20 protein-coding genes are annotated in these 21,310 nt (G+C 34.5%); all 20 read right to left on the bottom strand.

Going from position 1 to position 21,310, the window contains the following annotated elements; genetic code table 11:
• Nucleotides 1–3 precede the first annotated feature (3 nt).
• Nucleotides 4–1,305 (bottom strand): flexirubin biosynthesis putative acyl-CoA ligase FlxY, encoded by a 1,302-nt coding sequence (gene flxY, locus K8344_RS05955; protein WP_237607835.1) that lies wholly within the window; start codon nt 1,303–1,305, stop codon nt 4–6.
• A gap of 62 nt (nt 1,306–1,367) precedes the next feature.
• Nucleotides 1,368–3,026 (bottom strand): C45 family autoproteolytic acyltransferase/hydrolase, encoded by a 1,659-nt coding sequence (locus K8344_RS05950; protein WP_237607834.1) that lies wholly within the window; start codon nt 3,024–3,026, stop codon nt 1,368–1,370.
• 2 nt (nt 3,027–3,028) lie between these two features.
• The gene (locus K8344_RS05945; RefSeq protein WP_237607833.1) at nt 3,029–3,916 is read right to left on the bottom strand and encodes a cupin-like domain-containing protein; all 888 of its coding nucleotides are present in this window, start codon (nt 3,914–3,916) and stop codon (nt 3,029–3,031) included.
• An 11-nt stretch (nt 3,917–3,927) separates the two neighbouring features.
• Nucleotides 3,928–5,466, bottom strand: coding sequence for a phytoene desaturase family protein (locus tag K8344_RS05940; RefSeq protein ID WP_237607832.1), 1,539 nt, complete (start codon nt 5,464–5,466; stop codon nt 3,928–3,930).
• Nucleotides 5,463–9,161, bottom strand: a complete 3,699-nt coding sequence (locus K8344_RS05935) for a 1-acyl-sn-glycerol-3-phosphate acyltransferase (protein ID WP_237607831.1) — start codon at nt 9,159–9,161, stop codon at nt 5,463–5,465. The genes K8344_RS05940 and K8344_RS05935 overlap by 4 nt, the downstream gene beginning before the upstream one ends.
• Nucleotides 9,154–10,347 (bottom strand): DUF2062 domain-containing protein, encoded by a 1,194-nt coding sequence (locus tag K8344_RS05930; RefSeq protein ID WP_237607830.1) that lies wholly within the window; start codon nt 10,345–10,347, stop codon nt 9,154–9,156. Before K8344_RS05930 ends, K8344_RS05935 begins: the two co-directional genes overlap by 8 nt.
• Before the next feature lie 114 nt (nt 10,348–10,461).
• The gene (locus K8344_RS05925; RefSeq protein WP_237607829.1) at nt 10,462–10,953 is read right to left on the bottom strand and encodes a hypothetical protein; all 492 of its coding nucleotides are present in this window, start codon (nt 10,951–10,953) and stop codon (nt 10,462–10,464) included.
• A 55-nt stretch (nt 10,954–11,008) separates the two neighbouring features.
• Complete coding sequence (locus tag K8344_RS05920) at nt 11,009–11,374, bottom strand: ApeI family dehydratase (RefSeq protein WP_237607828.1); 366 nt, start codon at nt 11,372–11,374, stop codon at nt 11,009–11,011.
• 1 nt (nt 11,375) lies between these two features.
• A complete protein-coding gene (lolB2, locus tag K8344_RS05915; RefSeq protein ID WP_237607827.1) occupies nt 11,376–12,017 on the bottom strand; it encodes a flexirubin biosynthesis protein LolB2 in 642 nt (213 codons plus the stop codon).
• The gene (gene lolA2, locus K8344_RS05910; RefSeq protein WP_237607826.1) at nt 11,995–12,624 is read right to left on the bottom strand and encodes a flexirubin biosynthesis/transport protein LolA2; all 630 of its coding nucleotides are present in this window, start codon (nt 12,622–12,624) and stop codon (nt 11,995–11,997) included. Before lolA2 ends, lolB2 begins: the two co-directional genes overlap by 23 nt.
• Nucleotides 12,617–13,393, bottom strand: coding sequence for a polysaccharide deacetylase family protein (locus K8344_RS05905; protein WP_237607825.1), 777 nt, complete (start codon nt 13,391–13,393; stop codon nt 12,617–12,619). Before K8344_RS05905 ends, lolA2 begins: the two co-directional genes overlap by 8 nt.
• Nucleotides 13,387–14,451 (bottom strand): beta-ketoacyl synthase N-terminal-like domain-containing protein, encoded by a 1,065-nt coding sequence (locus K8344_RS05900; protein ID WP_237607824.1) that lies wholly within the window; start codon nt 14,449–14,451, stop codon nt 13,387–13,389. Before K8344_RS05900 ends, K8344_RS05905 begins: the two co-directional genes overlap by 7 nt.
• Entirely contained in the window at nt 14,451–15,653 is a 1,203-nt protein-coding gene (locus tag K8344_RS05895) for a beta-ketoacyl-[acyl-carrier-protein] synthase family protein (RefSeq protein WP_237607823.1), read from the bottom strand. The genes K8344_RS05900 and K8344_RS05895 overlap by 1 nt, the downstream gene beginning before the upstream one ends.
• Nucleotides 15,654–15,720: 67 nt before the next feature.
• Nucleotides 15,721–15,978 (bottom strand): phosphopantetheine-binding protein, encoded by a 258-nt coding sequence (locus tag K8344_RS05890; RefSeq protein WP_237607822.1) that lies wholly within the window; start codon nt 15,976–15,978, stop codon nt 15,721–15,723.
• The gene (locus K8344_RS05885) at nt 15,975–16,592 is read right to left on the bottom strand and encodes a 3-oxoacyl-ACP synthase (protein WP_237607821.1); all 618 of its coding nucleotides are present in this window, start codon (nt 16,590–16,592) and stop codon (nt 15,975–15,977) included. Before K8344_RS05885 ends, K8344_RS05890 begins: the two co-directional genes overlap by 4 nt.
• A gap of 52 nt (nt 16,593–16,644) precedes the next feature.
• Nucleotides 16,645–17,718 carry a methyltransferase gene (locus tag K8344_RS05880; RefSeq protein WP_237607820.1) on the bottom strand — a complete coding sequence of 358 codons (1,074 nt, stop codon included), beginning with the start codon at nt 17,716–17,718 and terminating at the stop codon, nt 16,645–16,647.
• A 9-nt stretch (nt 17,719–17,727) separates the two neighbouring features.
• Complete coding sequence (locus K8344_RS05875; protein ID WP_237607819.1) at nt 17,728–18,876, bottom strand: beta-ketoacyl synthase N-terminal-like domain-containing protein; 1,149 nt, start codon at nt 18,874–18,876, stop codon at nt 17,728–17,730.
• 2 nt (nt 18,877–18,878) lie between these two features.
• On the bottom strand, nt 18,879–19,307 hold the full coding sequence (locus tag K8344_RS05870; protein ID WP_185097926.1) for an acyl-CoA thioesterase: 429 nt from the start codon (nt 19,305–19,307) through the stop codon (nt 18,879–18,881).
• Nucleotides 19,297–20,565 carry an ABC transporter permease gene (locus K8344_RS05865; RefSeq protein WP_237607818.1) on the bottom strand — a complete coding sequence of 423 codons (1,269 nt, stop codon included), beginning with the start codon at nt 20,563–20,565 and terminating at the stop codon, nt 19,297–19,299. Before K8344_RS05865 ends, K8344_RS05870 begins: the two co-directional genes overlap by 11 nt.
• Nucleotides 20,558–21,301: an ABC transporter ATP-binding protein gene (locus tag K8344_RS05860; RefSeq protein WP_237607817.1), complete on the bottom strand. Its 744-nt coding sequence runs from the start codon at nt 21,299–21,301 to the stop codon at nt 20,558–20,560. The genes K8344_RS05865 and K8344_RS05860 overlap by 8 nt, the downstream gene beginning before the upstream one ends.
• Between the last annotated feature and the right edge of the window lie 9 nt (nt 21,302–21,310).

Raw genomic sequence — 21,310 nt, 5'->3', positions numbered from 1 at the left:
TACCTATTTATTTTTTTGAAGCCTGTGATCTATCAAGTCCACAGGCTTTCTACTTAAAGGTGGAAACCTAAGTGCTTGGATCTCTTCAGATGAGGCAAATTCTAACTTTGGCGCTACTCGTAATTTTGCTCGAAAATGATCCTTGATATCTAAGAGAAGTTCTTCGGAAATATTATCGGAAGCAATCTTTATAGAGATTTCATCGGTACCTAATTCATTGTGGAATACTTCAATTACATAGCTTTCAACTTCTGAAAAGTTGTTTAAAATATTATACATCGCTGGAGGATACAAGGTAGTTCCCTTATATTTAATCATTTGCTTTTTACGCCCAACAACTGGCCCTAAGCGCATGGTATTACGCCCACACTTGCACTTTTCATCACTTGCCTGAACCATATCACCAGTTTTAAAACGCAATAAAGGCATCGCTTCAACACCTAAGGTGGTAATGGTAAGTTCACCCACCTCACCAATTTTTACCGGATTATTATTTTCATCCAAAATTTCAGCAATAATCAACTCTGGATGGTGATGACCACCTACGTGATATTCACATTCATTAAATGCTGTACTCATTTCGGTAGAAGCATAAGTAGAAAACAACTCAATATCCCATTCTTTTTTAATTTTTTTTGACAGAATATTCAAAGAAAAATCTTGATCGCGAATAGGCTCACCAATGCATATAGCTGCTTTAACACCTGTATTTTTTAAATCTATATTGTGTTGTTTTGCATATTCTATAAGTTTTAAAAGAAACGAAGGCACTGTAATTAAGTAAGTAGGATTAAATTTTAAAATCGAATCCCATTGTAGCTCAGGAATCCCGGATCCAACCCGAATGATTCCCGCTCCCAATTTTCGAGCACCTAAAAAGTAAGCCAACCCTGCCATAAACCTGCGGTCGATTGTCGTCATCAACTGCATAACATCGGTCTTCTTAACTCCTGCACACTCAAATGAAATGGCTTCGTTATAGGCTAAGCGGTTTAAATCGTTATCGGTAAGTGCAAATATTACAGGGTCACCCAAAGTTCCAGAGGTTGTAACATAATCTATAATTTCAGCTCTTGGAACACATATAAAATCATCATTGTAGCGCTGTAGAAAATCTTTGGTAGTAACAGGAATTTTATAAAGGTCTTCTAACTTCTTTATTTCTGAAACGTTAATGTTGTTTTCCTTAAAAAAACGTTTGTAAAATGGAGATTTCTCATTTAGATATTCTAGCGTGTCTTTGAGTTTCTCTTCTTGAAAGACTTTTATCTCTTCTTTGGATGCTTTTTCTATTTCTGGAATCATTTACTGTTCTTTTTTGAAGCAAGACCTTAAGGTTTATAAAACTCCACGCCTTTTTAATTCAATTAGTTTAATTTCCGAAGATATTTTTCAATACTTTGTCTATCGGTAACTGTTGTTATTTCTTTGGTCAACGCTTTTTCAAAAGCAAGTTTTGCGGCGGCGTCATATTTTTTTCCAAAGTAATACTTTCCTATTAAATAATAGGCTTTCCAATACTCTGGGTTTTTTTGTTGTAAGGCTAAAATGGTTTCCTGGGAAAGTGTTTCTTTTTCCGAAATAGCTTTTTCAACTTCACGCTCCAAAACTCGGTATTCTTGATAGTCTTTAAATGCTTTTGAATGTATAAACTTATCTTCAGGAATATTCCCTTTCCTGTTAGAAACGGTAGTAATTGCTGGGTTGTCCTCCCTATTCATAAAAATCTCATCTAAATCGTATTCCACAAATTCTCCTAATTGATAGGGATTTGAAGAAACCCACACCTTTTTACTTTCTGGTTTAAAAACAATCCCATGATGGGCCAAAAGTTGGTTTAAGGCTTTTTCATTTCCAAAACCTATTTCTTTGTTATCTAACCCCTTTTTATTTCGTAGAATGGCAACTGCATCTTTAACATCAATTTTTTCTTTTTCTGAAATCAGTTCTTGCATCCTTTCAAAACGGTACATAGAATGACTCTCTTCTATCCATTTTATATTGCGTTGGTCATTTTGATATTCTTCACTTTGAAAGTGATTACTACATATAAGTTTATTGGTATTTTCTACTTCATAAACACCAAAATTATCCGGTGAAACTTCAATAACAACTGCTTTTTTATCCTTAGCGCTACCTACAAAAATAGCTTCGGATACAAATACCTCACGCTTTTTGGCAATAGCAATTGCCTCATCAATAGTAGATGCGTATTGAAGAATTTCGCGTGTTACTATAGATATTGGTGTTTTAGCAATTAAGGGAATTTTAGATTTCCCAGCATTTATAGTAACTGTTAAACCTTGCGCATTCATCCCAGACACTACACCAATCATTCCACCCCAAGTTACCGACATAAACTTGTGCCCTTTTGAAGGGTTTACAAAAGAGATTATTTTCTCCTTAGCAAAGTCATCTCCAGCATAAAAATCGAAATTTCTTCCAATTAGCAAATCATTGTCGACTGTTTTATCTCCCCATACAGCGAACGATGAACACCCAACTAGCATTAAATCTTGCATTGCATGGCCAATGTCGTGAGCGCCGTGCAAGTATAGTATTCGCAAATAAGGCTCGCCAATTTCACTGAAATTTGATGATGAATATTGAGAAAGACCATAAATTTCGGATTTATATTCCTCAGGGATATGTTGATACATTTTGCGATTGTACCAAGCCAAAAACTTACGAAGTAGAAATTGTTGAAACTTTGAAGGGATTATATCTTCCACCATATTGAAGATATAAGCCTCCTGATTTTGAAGTTGTTTTTGCGTAAGGCTTCCAGTTATCTCCCCAATTTGCAATGGATTTCCTTCCACATATAACTCCCACAAACCTTGTTTGTTTTTTAAGAAGAAGTTGTTCCCAGCTATAAAAGTAGAATCGTTTATTTTAATTTTTTCAGGAATCGAAGAGTTATAGTCACTGACATTAGGTCTATTGTTTACAGATTTTGACACTCCACACGAATTCAAAAGAAATATTAAAAACGCAAATGCAAGTAACTTTCCTGAAATCTTCATCCTTATAAATTTTGATCATTCAGCTTGGCTACCCTATTATTTGTTTTTTTATAGGCACGGTTTTCTTTATAATCAATCCACTTTTGCCCAAATGATTTTCGCATTATATTTTCGAAATGTCGCATAAAAAACACATTGTAAAGCATATTTCCAAAACGACCTAAATGCCTTGGAAAAGCTCGAAGTGTCATAGAAAAGCCTCCATTTAAATATTTTATATAGTGCCAATAACCGCTTGGCATATACAGGGCATCACCGTGTTGCATCGTCGCGTGAATTCCTTCCACATATTTTAACGCAGGATATTCGTCAAAATCGGGATTATCTAAATCGATGGTTTCTAAATTATGTACTGCAAATGGAATTTTATATAAATATTTAGTTTGCTCGGGAGAGAAAAGCAAAACTCTCTTAGTCCCCTGAAAATGGAAATGCACTAAGTCTGCTAAGTCCATGTCGTAATGTGGTAAAACCTTAGAACCTTCACCTCCAAAAAACAGCACCGGAAGACGTTTAAAAAACTTTAAACCAATATTGGGATATTCAAAATCTTTTAGAAGTTCTGGCAATTTCACCTTAAGATCGTAGAAGAAGATTCTTAAATCGGTAGGTTTCGATTTTATAAGTTCGATATAGTCAGACATCTTCATTTCAGTAGCAGGCTCGGCCGAATTCTGCTTCCCTTTTGTAGGCTCATTATTATAAAGCGGAACCACCTGATCTCCAGCATGTTTTTGAATATAGTCCAAGTTCCACATTTTAAACGCCTTCCAATCTTTTGTGAGTCCTTCAATTAAAACAGGCTTTTGAGGTTTGTAATATTTCTCAATAAACTCTTTCTTAGAAATATTCCGAACCCTTTCAATAGGTTTTGATTTGATTTGTGACATCTCTAAACTCTTTAAGTTATCCTTTCCGTATTTGAAGCTTCTAAAATTTTATTTAAAAGATATTCCCCTCCCAAAATTTCAGAACAAGTTACTACTCCACTAATTGTAACACCTAAAATACCGTGCATATTTAAACTTTGCCCAGTAAAATAAAGATTCTTGATTTTGGTTCGTGACGACACAAAAGATTTTAATGGACTATTAGCGTCTTTAACAAAGCCATACATCGATCCTTTATTACACCCAATATAATCACGGTACGATAAAGGGGTTGAAGCGTAAACTGCTTCTATACAATCTCGTATGTTTGGGAATTTTTTCTCTAACTCTTGAATAACTACCTCAGCCTTTTGCTGCTTAAACTCTTCATAGGTTTGCCCTCTCTCGTTTTTATCGGCGGCTGTATTAAAAGTATTTATCCAAGGTTCCATTTCTTCAAAACGCATATATGTCATAACCGTTAAATTATCCCCATACTCATCTTCGTCTTTCTTAATTCCCATGGAAGCCATATACACTTCGGGCCAACTTTCTTCGGTATACTTATGCGCATCCCAAATAGCGTTATAGTCTTTAAAATGATAGTAATTATGGTTTAAGTATTTAAAACTCTTGGGTTTCAATACTAAATAGAGGCTAAAAGCTGCAATTGTACTTTCAATATTCTCAATACGTTTGGTGTAAGATTTCCTAAAGTGATTTTCACCAATCATTTGCAAGGTCATCTTAGGGTCTACATTAGAAATAAATATATCGCCTTTTATTGTCTTCCCATTTGCAATTTCAACTGCTGAAACCTGTCCATCTTCTGTAACAAACTTTGTTACTTCGTGGCGTTTAAATGCCTTTCCTCCATTTTCACGAAGCCTAGCAAGTAGCGCCTTGGTTATTTGACTTCCACCATTTATACAACGATAGGAGCTTTCTATATAAGAGTTTACTGACAAAGCGTGCATATACAAAGGAGTACGCTCCCCCTCACCAGCATATAGCAAATTGCTCCCTCCTAATACTGCTTGTAATTTTTTATTATCTGTAATCGAATCTATAAAATCTTTAATTTTCACTTCAAAGAGTGAAGTGTTTTCATAATATGGTTTCCCAAGTTTAAGTCTGTAAAGCGGAAAGAAATCGCAAGTTTCCTTCATTTTATTGCAATAAGCATCTATTGCCTTTTCTTCTTCAGGAAATTCCTCGAGGAGCGTTTTTTTAAACCTTTCATAACCTTGCGCGTATTTGTATTCCGTTGGGTCATTGTCAAAAGTGATTCTATCAAAACCATCTTCGTCCATTTTCTTAAGTGTGATATCGTCAAGAATACCTAAATACTTAAAGTACCTATTTAGATTTTGTCCTTCTGAAAGTCCACCTATATAATGAACCCCTGTATCAAAAATGGTTTTATTTCGTGAGAAGGTTTGTAGATTACCGCCAAACTGTTGGTTCTTCTCGAGCACACATACACTATATCCCTCTTTGGCTAGTATAATTGCCGAAACCAGGCCTCCTAGACCGCTACCAATAATTACTACATCGTATTTCTCAGTCATTCTGCTGTGGTTCTCGATAGATTAAAAATACTAATATTCGTATTTTGATATACTCTTTGGTAGTCTAATGTAACAATATTTTCCTTCTCAACAAGGGATGCATCTTTCAGAAAGACAACGGTTTTTACAGAAATTTGCGGTAAAATGTCTATTACTTCAGCTAGGTATTTTTCTGAAGAAATTACTAGCATTTCCACATCTGCGTTCAATACAGCTGTGATAGATGATTTAAAATAAACCTTACCGTATTTATTAGTTATATAACTATTTTGAAGTATTGCTCTAATATCTGAATCTTCAATATAGCTGAAAATTTTTCTATCTGGCCCATCAAGATTCAAAAGAAAGTCGAGTTGTCCATTACCATCTGAAATATGTGCAATATTCCCACGCTTTTCGAGATACCTTAAGGTTTCGAAATACGGCGCAGCATTTTCTTTTAAATCCTTTTTTACAGCCTTATAAACTGAGTCTCCTTTATATCGGTATTCTTCTAAAACAATATTGTGAAAGTATTTTACACCTTCAATTTCGTTTCTAATTTTTAAAAACTCATCTCTAAAATACGCGCCTATTTGTTTTGCTTGTTGCCTATGACTTTCTCCATATGAAGGGTCTTCGGCCTTTATACGCGGTAAAATCTTTACAGTAATGCTACCGTCTATAATAATAAAGCTTCCCTTAGGGTTTACTTCGCTATTTCCGTGAATTAAAACCGGTAGAATATCCAAATTGAATTGATTTGCCAAATAAAAAGCTCCTTTGTGAAAACGCTTAATTTTATTGGAGTCGCTTCTAGTACCTTCTGGAAAAGCCATCAACGAATATCCTTCCTCAATCTTCTTTTTTAAGGGCTCTAAGCTATTTTCAATTCCACTTGATACAGGGTAGAAATCCGCTTTTTGTACTGCTTTCCCAAATATTGGAGAATTATAAACCCAATCGTTTACCAAGAAACAGATTTTTGGATTTAACATTCCCACCGCCAAAATATCAAGGAATGAAGTGTGGTTGGCTATAATTACGGCAGGTTTTGAAAAATCCTCACCCGATTCATTGATTATTGTTTTTTGTACAAAGGGATTAGTGTATAATACCGATTTAAAGAATTTCGATATAACTTTATGAAACCATCCCATCGATGTTTTCTTACTGATTGGTAAGATTGGCATTAAGGTTACACTGTAGATTGAAAGCAATATTCCTCCTAATCCGAAATAACTAAACGACAATATCGAATGCACAAACATCCTAGGAGTTATAGGGCGTTTTTTTGAACTGCCTATAAAAAGTTTAAACAATAACGGTTGCACTGTGAAGGCTGTAAACATTGCCGAAAATATCCCAATGATCGAGACTATAGATATTGAATACAATGCCGGATGTTTAGCAAAAATTAGAACTCCAACTCCAAGAATCGTGGTTAAAACCGACAGTATTATTGATGCTCTGTTGGTTACCATTACTTTTTCACCCGTGGCGAGTTCTTTTAACAAGCCTTTAGTCATAAAAATGCTGTAATCGATTCCCAATCCAAAAATGAAAGTAGAGATTATAATATTGAAAATATTGAATTGAATATTGAGCAATCCCATTATCCCTAAGGTTAGAAACCAAGTTAGGAAAATTGGGGTTGCAGTAACCAAAGTGAGAGAGAAACTTCGGAAGAATAAAAACAGTATTAATAAAACCGCTAGCAAGCAATACCCAATTAGGTTGTTGAAATCGTTTTTAAGATTCCCTAAGAAGGTTTCATTCATTTCCTGCCTATCAATAACATAGGTATTCGGGATTTTCTTGAACCTATCTTTAATATCAGAAACATCTACATCATCCAGCTTCACTAGTGTCGTAATGGTTGTAAATCCAGCTTCGGTAGTAATGTAATCTTCAAGAATAATCGATGGAATTTGCTGATAGTCTTCAGGTTTTAAAGTGTTGAAGTCTTTATTCAGAAAAGAGTAAAACTTACTAAAAGTTGAAGGTTTAAAACCAAGCTCTTCCCCACTTTCAATTAGACTATTTGCAGTGCTATCCTTTCGAGCTTCACTCCAAAACTGTTGCCATACAGCTATTTTATTTCTTTGGTCACGCTGTGAATGCACCAAAGCTCCAATAGAACTAAAACTGCTTATTTGTTCATCTTCTTTAAGTAACTCTAAAGTTGCGTGGATAGAATCGTTTAGCTGAAGCGTACTTTCCACCGATTTTCCATAGGTTGTTAAGTAGACTGATTTAGAGGAAATATCTGTCAACTCATCTAAATGCTGCATTGCCGTTTTTAACGCTTCAGGCTCATAATTTAATTTTGAAATATCTTTATCAAATTCAACCTTATTAAAAGTGAAAAAGCTTGTCGCTAAAACGGCTCCTAGACCAATTAACAACCATTTATTTCTATGGTAAGGGTAATCGGCGATTTTGTCTAACACATTAACTTGTTGCTTTTGCGAAAGTGGATTTTTGTAAACCAACGGAATAAATAAAAGCGCAAAAACCGAAGCACCCAAGACACTTACAGCAGCAAACATCCCCAAATCCTGTAAGGCTTGAGAATCTAAAAATAAGAGACATAAAAATGCCAAGGCAGTTGTTAAACTGCTCATCAATATTGGTTCTGCAACATCTTTATACAAACTTTCTACCGTTTCATTATTGCGAATATGAGTGAGTATATGAAGTGAATAATCCAATGTCACCCCGAGCAAAACTGAGCCAATCCCTAGTGAAATTGCAGAGATGTTGTCTCGAACTAAATGCAATAGTGCAACTGCTAAAAGTCCACCGAAAAGCGTCGGTACAAATAAAATTATGGGAACATATATCTTTCGGTAAAAGAATATAAAAACTAGAACCAATAACGAAAAAGCGATACCTACGGTAAACTGTATATCACGCTTTATTTGCTGGGCATTGGCAACTGCAATTAACGCAGCTCCAAAATATTCACTTTTTACTTTTCCTGAATATTTAAGATCTAGAGAATCTTGTAGCGCATATAGTTTTTCGGAAAACTTGCTGTTTTCGGAAGTTTCACTACTTGCATATTGTGGAGTGATAAATAGAAGAAGATTATTTTCATCCTTACTTACTAAAAACCCATCCTTCAATACAAATTCATCGGTGACTCCAAGCTGTCTGAGTTTTTTTAAGGCGATTAATGAAAGTCCTATAGGGTCTTTTAAAATAATATCTTTCGTTACTATTCCAGAAGGGGAAATAAGCGTTTTGTAATTCGCTGCTGTTATAGCCGAAACACTATCTTTCTCGAGCTTATTGGCAATGGTTTTGTAATCGTCCTTATCAAGAAATAAAGGCAAATTTTCATACACAAAATTCATGGTACGAAGTAAATCGTCATCGTTTACTTTCCCTCTAATGTTTTTGATGTATTGAGATGAGTGAGTTTGTAAGCTGTCGATAAATTCTGAAGCGTAATCGGTAAGTTCTTCAACGGTTACATCTTCATTTTTCTGAAGGGTAACAATAATTTTATCGGTAAAATTCACTGATTTTAATACCTTCTGAAGGTTTTTAGACTCTCCTTCTACAGGTATTAATTTAGAAATATCTTCTTCAAATTGAATTTTAGTAACAAGAAACACCAAACCTGAGAGCAACACTATAAAGATAATTGCACTCCGGGATTTATTATTTTGAAGAGATTGATATGCCTTAAAAAACCATTTACCCATTCTTAAAAATCTTTTTACGCTCAAACAACGTTAAGATTATGTATCCTGCAAGTCCGCAGAGAATTGCTGCAGAAATTGAAAGAGCCAAACTGCCAACAATATAAGATTTTAAATATTTCACTAGCTCTAAACTAGGATCTATTTCATTAAATGAAAGGACAAAGTTTTCACCTAAAAGCCAGCTCCCAAGTTTTAAACTGAAATAAAGAATAAACGGTATAAATGGAGGCAAGCTCACATTAGAAAAAGCAAAGGCAATCACCTTATTTAGCTTCAAAAGAATAGCCAAAAATATAACCGATATAGTATGAAAGCCCCAAATTGGAGACAAGCCTATAAATACTCCTAAAGCGATCGAAAAAGCTTTCTTTTCGGCAGAATCATCGCTTTGAAGTAAGTCTTCCATCAAGAACCTTTTAAGCCCTTTTTTTTTTAATTTCCTAAAGAGATTTCGTGGTTTAATATATAGAAAGGTAACAAGTACTAGCCAAGTGTTTAAGATACTTATTCGTGTAAAATCTTTAAACGGTCGAAAATGTGAAACCCTGTTTTTCAACTCATAGTGAATTTGAATTGGAATATTTTTCACTTCTATCCCACTCCAGGCAGATTTGACTATGGCTTCAATTTCAAATTCAAATTTATTGGTGTAAAAGTTTAAGTTTTTCATTGCGTAAAGCGGATATAATCTAAAGCCAGACTGAGTGTCTTTTAAGCGAATTCCCGTCTCTACCCAAAACCAAAAATTTGAAAATTTGTTTCCAAAACTACTTTTCTTAGGCACTCCCGTTTGCCCCATATTTCGTGCGCCGATAAGGAGTAATTTTTTGTTTTCCGACTTTTCTAAAGCTTCTGTAAAAACTGGAATATCCTCTGGAAAATGTTGCCCATCACTATCAATGGTAATGGCGTAATGGTAACCCAAACTTTCAGCGTGTTTAAAACCCTGTCGCAGTGCGTTTCCCTTTCCTTTATTTTGTGCAAGGTTAATTAACCTTAATTGCGGAAACTGTAGCAATATTTCTGGAGTCGAATCTGTGGATCCATCGTTCACCACAATTACATTTTCAGTGTAAACTAAAACACCTTCAATTACCCGTTGCAAAGTCTTTTGATTATTATAAGTAGGAATAATCACGCAACACTTCAAGGAATTGAGTTTTTCTGAATGTAATTTTTGGCTCATTATGAAGTTTTATTCTTAGTGTCCTCTGCGACTTGGCGGTGTATAAATACCACTGAGGAAAAGAGCACGCAACAAATATAAGTTATTGCAGTTGAAGTAATGGTTTTGCTTAGTTTAATTCAACCCTAACTTTTCAGTTTCATCAAAATTATTAGAGTTTAAAACAAAATCTTTTACAAGGATTTTTAAAGTCTTAGAGGATAGAGTTCCGTAATTTTTTAAAATAAAATCTTTATCTGCCTCAATATTTTTGTGATACCCTAAGAATTTTGGCGAATTTTCTTGAACTGATAAACGGATGTATCTAATTTCGGTATTCAGCGAATCTAACTCTACAGCAGATTCAAGTAAAGAAACGCCTTCTTTAAAAAAATCCTTTTTATCGCGTTTATTTTTTGAAAACTTGGCTTTCAACGTTAATATTGCTCCTTTGTAGGCATGCAATACAGGCTTGGTCGATGTGCTTATTTTTGCAAGCTCGCCATACAACTTTTCGGTTACCTCAGGGCTCTCAACTGCTTTTGAGTATTGCGAACGAATTTCTCCTAAAACTTGGGCGTTTCCTATGAAGGAAATGAAAAAGAATAATATAAATATGTTTTTCATAATTGTAAATTCTAAATCTAATAGGTTTAAAAACCTTCTTAGGCTTAGATAAATATTAAATAATCTTAAACGTAGCACTTAACTTTAGAGCTATAGTATCTTCAAAAGATGTAGTGTTTTTCACCTTTACCTCACCATTTTCTTCAGTAATATCTATAGCAAGCTGCAACTCAGAATTTTTTTCAGGATTGATAATTGCCATAAATTTTATATTCGAAGAAACCGCCAAAAACAATTCCTTTTCCACTGTTTTTTCAGTGAGCTCCTTTATAATCTGAATCATACAAACTCCTGGCATAACTGGATTTCCAGGAAAATGCCCTTTAAAAATATCGTGATTTTTGTCTAAGTGAACTTTTGCCATGATGCCTTTTTCGGTCTTCTCAATAGCAATTATTTTGTATAATCCTTCTATGAGCATATCATTTTTTTTTGAATTTTTCCAAGTCTATCGTTAACTTGAAATTATTGTGTTTAATGCTTATGATGTCTGCGATTTCTTTTTCAGTTGAAGTAAAATTAACCTCAACTTTTTCTTTTCTTTTCGTTGTATTTACAATTTTTTGAAGCTTTCCCGTTCCTTTTTCAAAAAAGTAATAATTGAATCGTTCCTCGGACTGTGCTTTAAAAACATTGTGTACTTCAGAACTAAAAGCTTTTAAAATATCAGATTTTTCAGTTATCAATAATTTGAAATCGTCTCTCAAAATATTAATTATAAATTTTTTATCTAAGTCTTCAACAACAAAATTCTTGGTAAACTTATCTCCGTCAAACTGAAAGTCTAATAATTTACTTCCAAATTCAGTTGTAAAAACTACTCTGTGATTTTTTGGCCCTGTTTTTTTTACAATTAATATTCCACCGAAATTTTTTTTGTAAACCTTGATTTTCGCTTTATAAACATAGTCTATTTCTGGATTAGAAAAATATAGATTTTCCACCTCTTTATTCAACTTGCCATTCTCATTCAAACCAATTGGTCGCAATCCTTCTGTAGTCTTTAAAGAGCAGGACGTTAAAGAGAAAACAAGGGATAGACTAATTACTAAAAACCGAATCATTAACCTTACTGTTTAAAACTCGATTGCTAAATATAATCCTTGTAAAGTCCTTTGATGGCTCAATCATTTTTACCTCGTGAACCTGTGCGTCATCTTTGTTAAAAAGCAATTCGAAAGACGCTATATAATTAGCTATTTTTTTGTCTTTAGGCACAAAAACCGCTTTGTAATGTTTTGATACTTTATAAAATGAAACCCTAAAATCGGCGTCGTTAAACATATTGCCTTTTACGCTATTCACGATTAACTCGTTTAATTTCTTAAAGAGATTGCTATTTCCAATATCGACTTTACTTTTAGTGCCTCCATCATTGATAAGCAGCTTATCTTCTTTAAAAATTACGCTGTATTGATAAGGATTTGTGTACTCCCATTTTACCAAATTTGGAGCTTTAAACACCATTTTTCCTGAAGTTTGCACATCATTGGCTAAAAAATCTAGGTGCTTGAATTGCACAAAATCAGCTTTAATTGAATTTGTGCTTTTTGCAGTAGCGATAACTTTTTGTTTGAAAGCAGAAATTTCAGAAGCACTCATCGCAACTTCTTGTGCTGCAATACTACCGCCGATTAAAACAAAAACTAGTAAAAAAAGATAATTACGCATAAGGTTCTATTTCTAGCAAACGATCCACCGAAACCGACTGCAGTTCGTGCGGAGTCAAAGTTAACAATAACTGTTCCAATACGGCAACGGATTTTGAACTGCTATCGTGAAGTAACACTATATCACCTTTTCTCAGGTTGGGAATAATCCGTTTTAAAATCTTTTCTTCTGGAAGGTTCGTAGTATCCAAACTGCGTTTACTCCAACCAATAGAGTGATGCCCAGTTTTTTTCAAAGCTTTTTTGATATTCAGATTTGTTACACCAAAAGGAGGACGAAATAATTTAATTTCCTTTCCTGTGATTTCTTTCAGAACGCAATCAGATTTTTTTAAATCGGCTATAATTTTTTCAGAAGAAAAAAATCCAAAAGTATTGGCGTGTGAAAATGAGTGATTTCCTATAGTATGTCCATCTGCTATTATTTCACGGACTAAGTCTGGGTGTTTTTCAGCATTTTTTCCTATTATGAAAAAAGTAGCTTTTGCGTTGTGTTTCTTTAAAAGCGAAAGAACTTTTGGTGTATAATCTGAATTAGGTCCATCGTCGAAAGTGATGGATATATAGTTTTTTGAAGTTTTATAATTGTGGTTTAATGACTCTAAATGATAATTCCATTTTATTTGAAAAGACCCAATAGCAGTAATTACTATCCAAATAATTACAAATAATATATAAAGCCAAACCGGTACATCACCAAAAAAACCTGTTAGCAGCAATCCAAAAAAGATTACTAAGGCTATGGCGTTTATGGTGTAGAATTTCAACATTTTTTCAGGAGTACAAGACTGTGGTTTTCACCGCGATATTGATTGTAACACAAAATAATGTTAGGTTCTGTTGCTTCAATATCGTTTAAATTAACCATTGCTGGAATTTGTTGTGTTTTAATAATTTTTGAAGCCAACCAAACCCCAAATGCCGACACTGTATTATTTTCACCAACTAGGTGTTTGTAGTAAACCTGTTTCGTATTTTTAAAGATGTTTTTTGATAGTTGATTGTAATATCCATCAAACTCTACATCACCATTATTACCGAGCACCACAACATCTAAGTCTTCTGGTTTTAAGTTATTTTCTTTTAAAACGCTCTTAATTGCTTCAGAAACCTTGTCTTTTTCAAGAGTATTGTATGTTTCAACAGCAAGTAATTCAGCGTAACTGCTTTCTTTCCTATCGTTAGAAACCACAAAAAAATTAGCACCTTCACTAAACACAGCTCCTTCAGTATTGGAATTTAAAACTTCTGAAATTGTTACTGCCTCAGGTTTAATGTGATTAATAACCCGATGAACATCGGTTGTATGCGCACCTAATTCTTCTACGCCACCTACTAATATATTGTTTGCCTCGTCATTTTCTAATTGCATTTTGGCATCTAGCAAAGCCGATTCAAACGAAATGGCAGCGTGAACATAAGTGAAATTATAGGCTTTACACTCCATTCCTAAAGCTATCTGTCCAGCAACTGTATTGTGAGTACTTTGTATAAAGGAAGTCGGGGTCAAGTATTGCTCGTTGTTATCAATAATAGCACTGACAAATTTTTCAGAATCGATCATACACCCCATGCCTGTTCCTGTAATTATAGCATCTACTGTTCCAATCCCTGCTTCTTTCATTGCAAGTTTGGAAGCCACCACTCCCATTTTAATTCCTTTTGCCATCCGTCTAGCAGCTGCAGGCGGTATGTGCTCTTTATAGTTTGGGTCGAAAGCAGAAATTACAGTTTCATTATATTCAATAATATCATCTAAAAAGGACGCATTCTCAAAGGTTTTTTGAGGTGAAATAGAAGCGATACTATTAATATATACCTTTTTCATTAAGCTTCTTTTGAATAGATAACAGTTGAACAATTACCGCCAAACCCTAATGAATTTGAAAGTACTGTATTTAAATCTTTTTTCTTTAATATGGTTTGTGGAATTAAATTAAATTCTTTCATCGGAGTTTTAAAATTCAGGTTGGGAAAAATTACATTTTCTTGTAATGCCATAACTGAATAAACAGCTTCAATCGCTCCAGCGGCTGCCAAAGTATGACCGGTATACGCTTTTGTTGAGCTAAATTCAGGCATTTCATCCTTAAAAACGCGAAGTATTGCCCTTCCTTCCGAAAGATCGTTATTTCCTGTTGCAGTTCCGTGAGCGTTTATGTAATCTATATCAGACGGATTTAAATTGGCAACTTTTAAAGCCTTTTTCATCGCTAGTGTTGCGCCATCACCATCATCAGAAGATGCTGTTTGATGAAATGCATCATTGGCATTTCCATACCCTTTTACGTAAGCGAGTATCTTTTTATTTTCAGCTTTAACTACTTTATCGCTTTCTAAAACTAGATAAGCTGCTGCTTCTCCAAGGTTTAGTCCTTTTCTATCTTCGTCGAAAGGAGTGTTGAAAGTATCGCTTAAAATCATCAAGGTTTTAAATCCGTTGATGGTAAATTTTGAAAGGCAATCGGCTCCGCCTACTATTACTCTATCTAATTTTCCAGATTTTATAAGTCTCGCTCCCAACATAATTGCATTGGCAGCAGAAGAACAAGCAGTACTTATGGTTGTTACAAAACTTTCTTCAATGCCTAATTGCTCTGCAATTTTTTGTGTAGAATCTCCTGCGTGATGACTTTCAATATATTTTTGAGGTTCTTTTTCGGTGAGATATTCGTAATAGTACTTTTCGGTCATGTCCATTCCGCCTACACTAGTACCCGAAACAATGCCTGTTTTGTATTTTTTAATATCGCTTATTCCTGCCTGAGCAATGGCTTCTTTAGCTGCAATAACACCTAGCATCGCAGTACGAGAGTAATTGTTTTCAGGTGGAAGACCTAGTTGAGCTATTAATTCATCGTTTGTGAATTTAATTTCGCCAACCATAATTTCTTCGCGTTGTATGGTTTTAATATTATCAACACGAGTAATTCCTTTTTTTTGATTTATAAGCGCATCAAAGTTTTCAGCTACATTGTTTCCAATGGCCGAAATAATCCCCATTCCGGTTATCGCTACGCCTTTACTCATTTAAACAAGAGACTTTATAAAATTTTCAATAAGGTTTTAACTACCCTCAGTCTACAAAATTCAATAATTACTTAGTGCGGTTTGCATCTATATAATCTGCCATTACTTGTACAGATTCAAATATTTTACGGCCCTCTTTCGGATCACTCAAACGGATACCGTAATCTTTGTCCAACATTACGATAAGCTCCAAAGCATCAATAGAATCTAAGCCAAGACCATCGCCAAATAGTGCGTCATCGTCAGCAATTTCTTCAACTGAAACATCTTCAAGGTTTAATTGCTCAATTATTTTTGCCTTTAATTCTTCTTTTAATTCGCTCATAATAAATTATATAATCTGTTTATTTCTTCAGTGTTATGTACTATTTCGCCTTTGCTTTCAACTAAATATAAAAAAGCTTCATAGCTATTTTCATCAAAATCTACCCAACCACATAATACCTTTTCTGCTTTGTTATTTTGCAATAAATTATTGGCATACAGATATAAATGCTCGGCATTGAAGCGGTCAAAGATAAAAAAACTATTCTCAGAATAAAGCTTGTGTTTTATACTTATCTCACCAAGGCAAATGTTTGGTAAGGTATAAACAAAAACTGCCGGACTAGGGAAATATTCCTCTTGGTTTTCAATTGATTTTTGGTGTTTTCTATCTGTATCTAAACTCGATGCTTTATTTGAAAGTATAAGGGCAATATTGTTTTCCTCTTCACTTAAGCTTTCATGCATCAACAAGGTATCAGCCGCTAGAAATGCCAGCTTACTGAGGTTATCCATCTTGAAAAACTTAGAATAACTTGTCTTCAAGTGTTTGTACGCACTTTTTATAAAGTTTGGAAAATCAGCATCATCTCCTTTAAAAACCACATTTCCGTTTACTGAGACAGTTTGCCTTTTAATATGTGAGTAACTTTTTATGTGAAGTTTATTCGTCAATTTTATAATTCTTTAGAATCTCAACTTTGTATAGATGTTCAAATACGCTACTTTATTGTGATTTCTTTTTACAAACTAGCATAGTGTGATACTCCCCGATTTTGCAATCTTCGTGTAGTTGCAAGCCAGCATCTTCTATCAATTTAATAAATACACTCGCAGGGTACATTTTACTATTTCCATTTGCAAGCACTGTAAAATAAAGTGAAGTTGCTTCTAATATAAACTGCGAAGCCTTAAATGCTTGTCTATCTGTAAAGGTTTCAACAATAATCAACTCGGCATTATCATCCATCGAGTCTGCGCAAGTTTTCAAGATTTTTAAAATTTCATCTTCTGAAAAACAATCTAAAAACTGACACATCCAAATAAGATCTGCGTCTGTTGGTATCTGTGGATTTTCTGAAAGCCAATCTATTGGGTGACCTGTAATGCTGTCTTTAAAGCCTCGTTTTTCGGCATTGGCTAAAGCTATTTTTAATTGTCCAGGTAAATCAACAATAGTAATGTTTACCTCTTTATTAAATTCGGCACACTTAATTGAAAACTTTCCGGTATTCCCACCAATATCAAATAAGGTTTTTATGTCCTTTTGAAAAATCTTCTGAAGCGCTTCATCAAAAATGTTATCGGAATAATGATGATCGAAATCGAACCAAGCTTTTTGTTCCTCTGGTTGTAATTTTGAAAGCCCTTCGTATATAGTTGGCCATTCGCCTAATTCTTTAAGCCCTTCAGGTTTTCCAGTTTTTATAGCATCGTCTAAATGGAACAGCCCTTTATAGCAAACTTCATTAGTAAAATTGAGGTTTACGCTTGTTGTTGTGTCGTAATTTAAAAAATAACCAACCTTAGACAACTCATACTTTCCTGCTTCACACTTATTAACGATATTTGATGTTTCTGCGATTTCAAGAAGCACCCCCACACCATATGAACTTAGTGAAAGTTTTTCAGAAATTTCTTCGGCTGTAGGTCCTCCACCTTTTCTATTTTCAAAGATATAATCTAGGATCCCTAATTTCCGAAGCGAAACTGAAGCCTGAAAAACAAATGGCGCAAAGGCTATGCGATGCGCTTCTTCCAAAGCTTCAAATGCGTTAATATTCTTTTTATTTGCTTGCATTATGGTTGGTTAATTGGTTGTTTTTTGAAAAACTATTGCTGTATTACAACCTCCAAAACCTGATGCAGTTTTTAGGAAAACATTCAAGGTTTTCGGTGTATTGGACGTTATTATGTTTATATTTTGTGAAACCCCAAGTTCGGTAAATCCTTTGGAAGAAAAAAGTAAATTTTTCTTTACGGAATGCATCCCCACGATAGTTTCTAATAATCCAGAAGCACCCAAAGTGTGTCCGAAATATCCTTTTAAGCTATTTAAAGGTACGTTTTCTAATTGTAATCTATTAAATGCAATTGCTTCCATTTCATCGTTAAATGCAGTAGCAGTTCCGTGTGCAGACACGTAATCAACATCTGATGCCTTTATACTAGCCTCTTTCATTGCTGCCTTAACACTTCTATATAAACCTTCACCCGTTCGTGATGGGCCCGAAATATGATTAGCATCATTGCAAGTAGCGTCGCCTAAGATTTCAACCGCTTCACTATTTAAGTGAATTTTTGAAGAGGTAACCAAAATACTTGCTGCCACTTCGCCTAGGTTAATTCCTATTCTATTTTTATCGTAAGGCTTACAAGGTTCTGATGAAAGGGCTTGAAAAGAATTAAATCCAGATAATATAAATTTAGTAACTAAATCTCCACTTGTAATAAAAACGTGGTCGTATCTATTTTCAGCAATAAAACGCTTTGCTACCGAAATTGCTAAAACCCCCGAAACACAAGCATTAGAAACGACTATTGCCTCACTTTTAAACCCAAAGAAATCCTTTAGGGTTTTTCCTAACTCACTTAAATACGAGCGACTTTCGTGAAAACTACTTTCTTGTTCAAGAACGTCAATATTTCCTTTAGTTGTCGAAATTATTAGCCCAACCCGCTCATTTAAAGTTATCGAAGATGCATCTAAAACTTTTTTTAACGACAGAATTAACATCTGTTCAAGCTTAGTATATTTTGAAGCGTCTGATATTTTGTTGAATTCTTCTCTTACTACCTCGGTAGAAAGTAAGGAAGCGCAAAACGGTTGAGGTAAGAGAGAATTGTTGTCATATCTATCTAATCCTGAAACGTCATTAGACATTTTTTCAATAACAGTTTCAGAATCAAATCCAAGACTTGAAAAAATATTATTATATGAAAGATATGTTTTAGCCATTTTTAAACTCCCATTTTCTCTCTCCACTTAGCAAAAAACTCAGGCATTGTAAGAGAGAGCTTTCCGTCTTCATTTAAAAAAACCTGAATAGTTTCCCCTACACATACTTCTTTCCCTTCAGGGTTATAGATTTTGTATTTAAAAATCATTTTTGCTGCACGCGAGGGTACAAATGTGGTTTTGATAGTTGCTACATCTCCATATCGCAATGGTAATTTATGCTCACAAGTAGATTTAACAATTGGTGAGGTGTATCCATTGGCCTTTTGCTCTAAATACGAAATACCGTGTTCGCGCCCAAAGGCTTCTCTACCGTCTTCAAAGTATTGTATATAATTCCCGTGCCAAACAATCCCTAATGGATCGGTTTCGGTGAAACGCACTCGTATTTCAGAAGTGAAACTTATTTCATTATTTTTATCAGACGGCATTTTTACTACGATTATAAATTATTGCTATTAAAATTGTTAGCAGGAAAAACAGCAATAATAATGAAATTTCAGGAAGGATTTTAACAAAACTCACATTTCTTAAAAATACATCATAAAATGCTTCCAAGCCCCAATTCATAGGAGATATTTTTGAAATCAACTGCATAAATTTTGGCATCACAAATACTGGAACCCAAACCCCACCGAGTGCGGCTAAAATTACGACCGTTGTTGCTCCAAACGGCGCTGCTTGCTCTTGGGTTTTTGCTATCGTTCCCAAAAGCAACCCTAAACCAATAGCAGCCAATCCTGAAAATATAGCTACAACATATAGCAAAAACAGTTTACCTGTTACATCCACCACAGGAAGTCCGATGGCTGGAAAAATATATATTCCCACCAACAACATTAATGTAAATTGAATAAGGCAAACCCCTAAATACACTATCGTTTTTCCTCCTAAAACTGTGGCATAATTTACAGGTTGAGTTCGTAATCGAACAAAGGTTCCTTGATTTTTTTCTTTTACTAAATTTATTGATAGCGGAACAATAATGAAAAAGATTGCAAACAACGTCCAAGCTGGGACATTGTGTTGTGCCGAGTTTGGAACAATTTCTTCATTGTTCTTAGTTGGTAAAATTTCCTTGAAAGCAATAAAATTTTCTGTATCAAATATCGATTCGTCTTCGTCTTCCCCCAATTCCGATTGAAATGCTTTGTAAATACTTTGGGTTTCAATTTTTGAAATCATTTTATCGATTCCATTTTTAACTGAAGACTTAAAACTCACTTGTGTAGCTGGATCAAAGTAAAGTCGGACTTCCTTAACTGGAATAGTTTCTTTTTTAACAAGCAAACTATCTTCCTCCAATCCAAATTTGGATAATATTCCTTCAACATTTTGATTTACCTTCTTCTGAAGAGACGTAGAGAGACTTTCAGGAATTACGATAGCTAGCTGATATTTTCCTGCGAAAACAGCTTCTTTCGCTTCTTCTTCACTGTCTTTTTGAAGAATTTGAAAGGAATTAGATTCGGAAAGGTTATCTATAATATTCTTAGAAACTTCCCCTTTATCATTATCCACTAATAGCACAGGAATTGTAATGTCGCTTATGGTTTTAAACGTACTATCCTGAACCAAGGTAATAACTATAAGCAATAACATTGGCATTACGAAAAGGATTGCTATTCCGCCTAAATCGCGTAAAAGCAGTAGCAATTCTTTGTATGTTGAAGCCCAAAGTTTATGCATAATCTCGAAGTGCATTACCCGTTCTTGCCAAAAACACATCCTCGAGGTTGTTGGCAGCGACATGATTGTTTATTAATTCAGAAGGGACTCCTTCAACAATAATTTCTCCATTGTCGATTATAGCAACGCGCGTACAAAAAATCTCAGCTTCGTTTAGATGATGTGAGGTGTAAACAATAGTTGTTCCCTGCTTGTTTAAATATTTTAAATGGTCTATAATTACGTTTTTCGACTGTACATCTACTCCAACTGTTGGTTCATCTAGAAACAACACTTTTGGTTGATGAAGAATTCCCGCAATTAAGTTTACACGGCGTTTCATTCCTCCAGAAAAAGTTGCCGTTTTCTTATTGGCAAATTTTGAAAGCCCCATAATCTCCAAATGATGCTGGATAGATTTTTTTAAGGCTCCTCCGTTTATACCGTACATACTCCCAAAATACTCCAAGTTCTCATATGCAGTAAGTGTTGGGTATAGTGCGTATTCCTGAGGCACAATTCCTATTAATTGTTTTAGCTCATTTTTATGCTCTTTAAAATTTAAATCATCAATAGTAAACGTACCTGAAGTTGGTTTTAACAGTGAAGTTAGCATCGAAATAAGCGTGGTTTTACCTGCTCCGTTTGGACCGAGTAAACCGTAAATTTCACCCTTCTCAACTTTCAAATCAAGGTCTTTAACCGAAAATACTTCGGCACCTTTGTATTTTTTTGAAAGTTGATTAATTTGTATCATAAACTGAAT

This window comes from Aequorivita xiaoshiensis (genome assembly GCF_022008395.1).
Lineage (GTDB): Bacteria > Bacteroidota > Bacteroidia > Flavobacteriales > Flavobacteriaceae > Aequorivita > Aequorivita xiaoshiensis.
Note: the sequence above shows the minus strand (reverse complement) of the source record. Positions and strands in the feature narration are given on the sequence as shown.

What these genes read in the sequence shown, in the direction of transcription:
- K8344_RS05865 (WP_237607818.1), bottom strand. Translation starts at nt 20,565, where the DNA reads ATGCATAAACTTTGGGCTTCAACATACAAAGAATTGCTACTGCTTTTA.
- K8344_RS05925 (WP_237607829.1), bottom strand. Translation starts at nt 10,953, where the DNA reads ATGAAAAACATATTTATATTATTCTTTTTCATTTCCTTCATAGGAAAC.
- K8344_RS05895 (WP_237607823.1), bottom strand. Translation starts at nt 15,653, where the DNA reads ATGAGTAAAGGCGTAGCGATAACCGGAATGGGGATTATTTCGGCCATT.
- K8344_RS05890 (WP_237607822.1), bottom strand. Translation starts at nt 15,978, where the DNA reads ATGAGCGAATTAAAAGAAGAATTAAAGGCAAAAATAATTGAGCAATTA.
- K8344_RS05950 (WP_237607834.1), bottom strand. Translation starts at nt 3,026, where the DNA reads ATGAAGATTTCAGGAAAGTTACTTGCATTTGCGTTTTTAATATTTCTT.
- K8344_RS05900 (WP_237607824.1), bottom strand. Translation starts at nt 14,451, where the DNA reads ATGAAAAAGGTATATATTAATAGTATCGCTTCTATTTCACCTCAAAAA.
- lolA2 (WP_237607826.1), bottom strand. Translation starts at nt 12,624, where the DNA reads ATGCGTAATTATCTTTTTTTACTAGTTTTTGTTTTAATCGGCGGTAGT.
- K8344_RS05860 (WP_237607817.1), bottom strand. Translation starts at nt 21,301, where the DNA reads ATGATACAAATTAATCAACTTTCAAAAAAATACAAAGGTGCCGAAGTA.
- K8344_RS05920 (WP_237607828.1), bottom strand. Translation starts at nt 11,374, where the DNA reads ATGCTCATAGAAGGATTATACAAAATAATTGCTATTGAGAAGACCGAA.
- lolB2 (WP_237607827.1), bottom strand. Translation starts at nt 12,017, where the DNA reads ATGATTCGGTTTTTAGTAATTAGTCTATCCCTTGTTTTCTCTTTAACG.
- K8344_RS05880 (WP_237607820.1), bottom strand. Translation starts at nt 17,718, where the DNA reads ATGCAAGCAAATAAAAAGAATATTAACGCATTTGAAGCTTTGGAAGAA.
- K8344_RS05905 (WP_237607825.1), bottom strand. Translation starts at nt 13,393, where the DNA reads ATGTTGAAATTCTACACCATAAACGCCATAGCCTTAGTAATCTTTTTT.
- K8344_RS05930 (WP_237607830.1), bottom strand. Translation starts at nt 10,347, where the DNA reads ATGAGCCAAAAATTACATTCAGAAAAACTCAATTCCTTGAAGTGTTGC.
- K8344_RS05875 (WP_237607819.1), bottom strand. Translation starts at nt 18,876, where the DNA reads ATGGCTAAAACATATCTTTCATATAATAATATTTTTTCAAGTCTTGGA.
- K8344_RS05935 (WP_237607831.1), bottom strand. Translation starts at nt 9,161, where the DNA reads ATGGGTAAATGGTTTTTTAAGGCATATCAATCTCTTCAAAATAATAAA.
- flxY (WP_237607835.1), bottom strand. Translation starts at nt 1,305, where the DNA reads ATGATTCCAGAAATAGAAAAAGCATCCAAAGAAGAGATAAAAGTCTTT.
- K8344_RS05945 (WP_237607833.1), bottom strand. Translation starts at nt 3,916, where the DNA reads ATGTCACAAATCAAATCAAAACCTATTGAAAGGGTTCGGAATATTTCT.
- K8344_RS05870 (WP_185097926.1), bottom strand. Translation starts at nt 19,307, where the DNA reads ATGCCGTCTGATAAAAATAATGAAATAAGTTTCACTTCTGAAATACGA.
- K8344_RS05940 (WP_237607832.1), bottom strand. Translation starts at nt 5,466, where the DNA reads ATGACTGAGAAATACGATGTAGTAATTATTGGTAGCGGTCTAGGAGGC.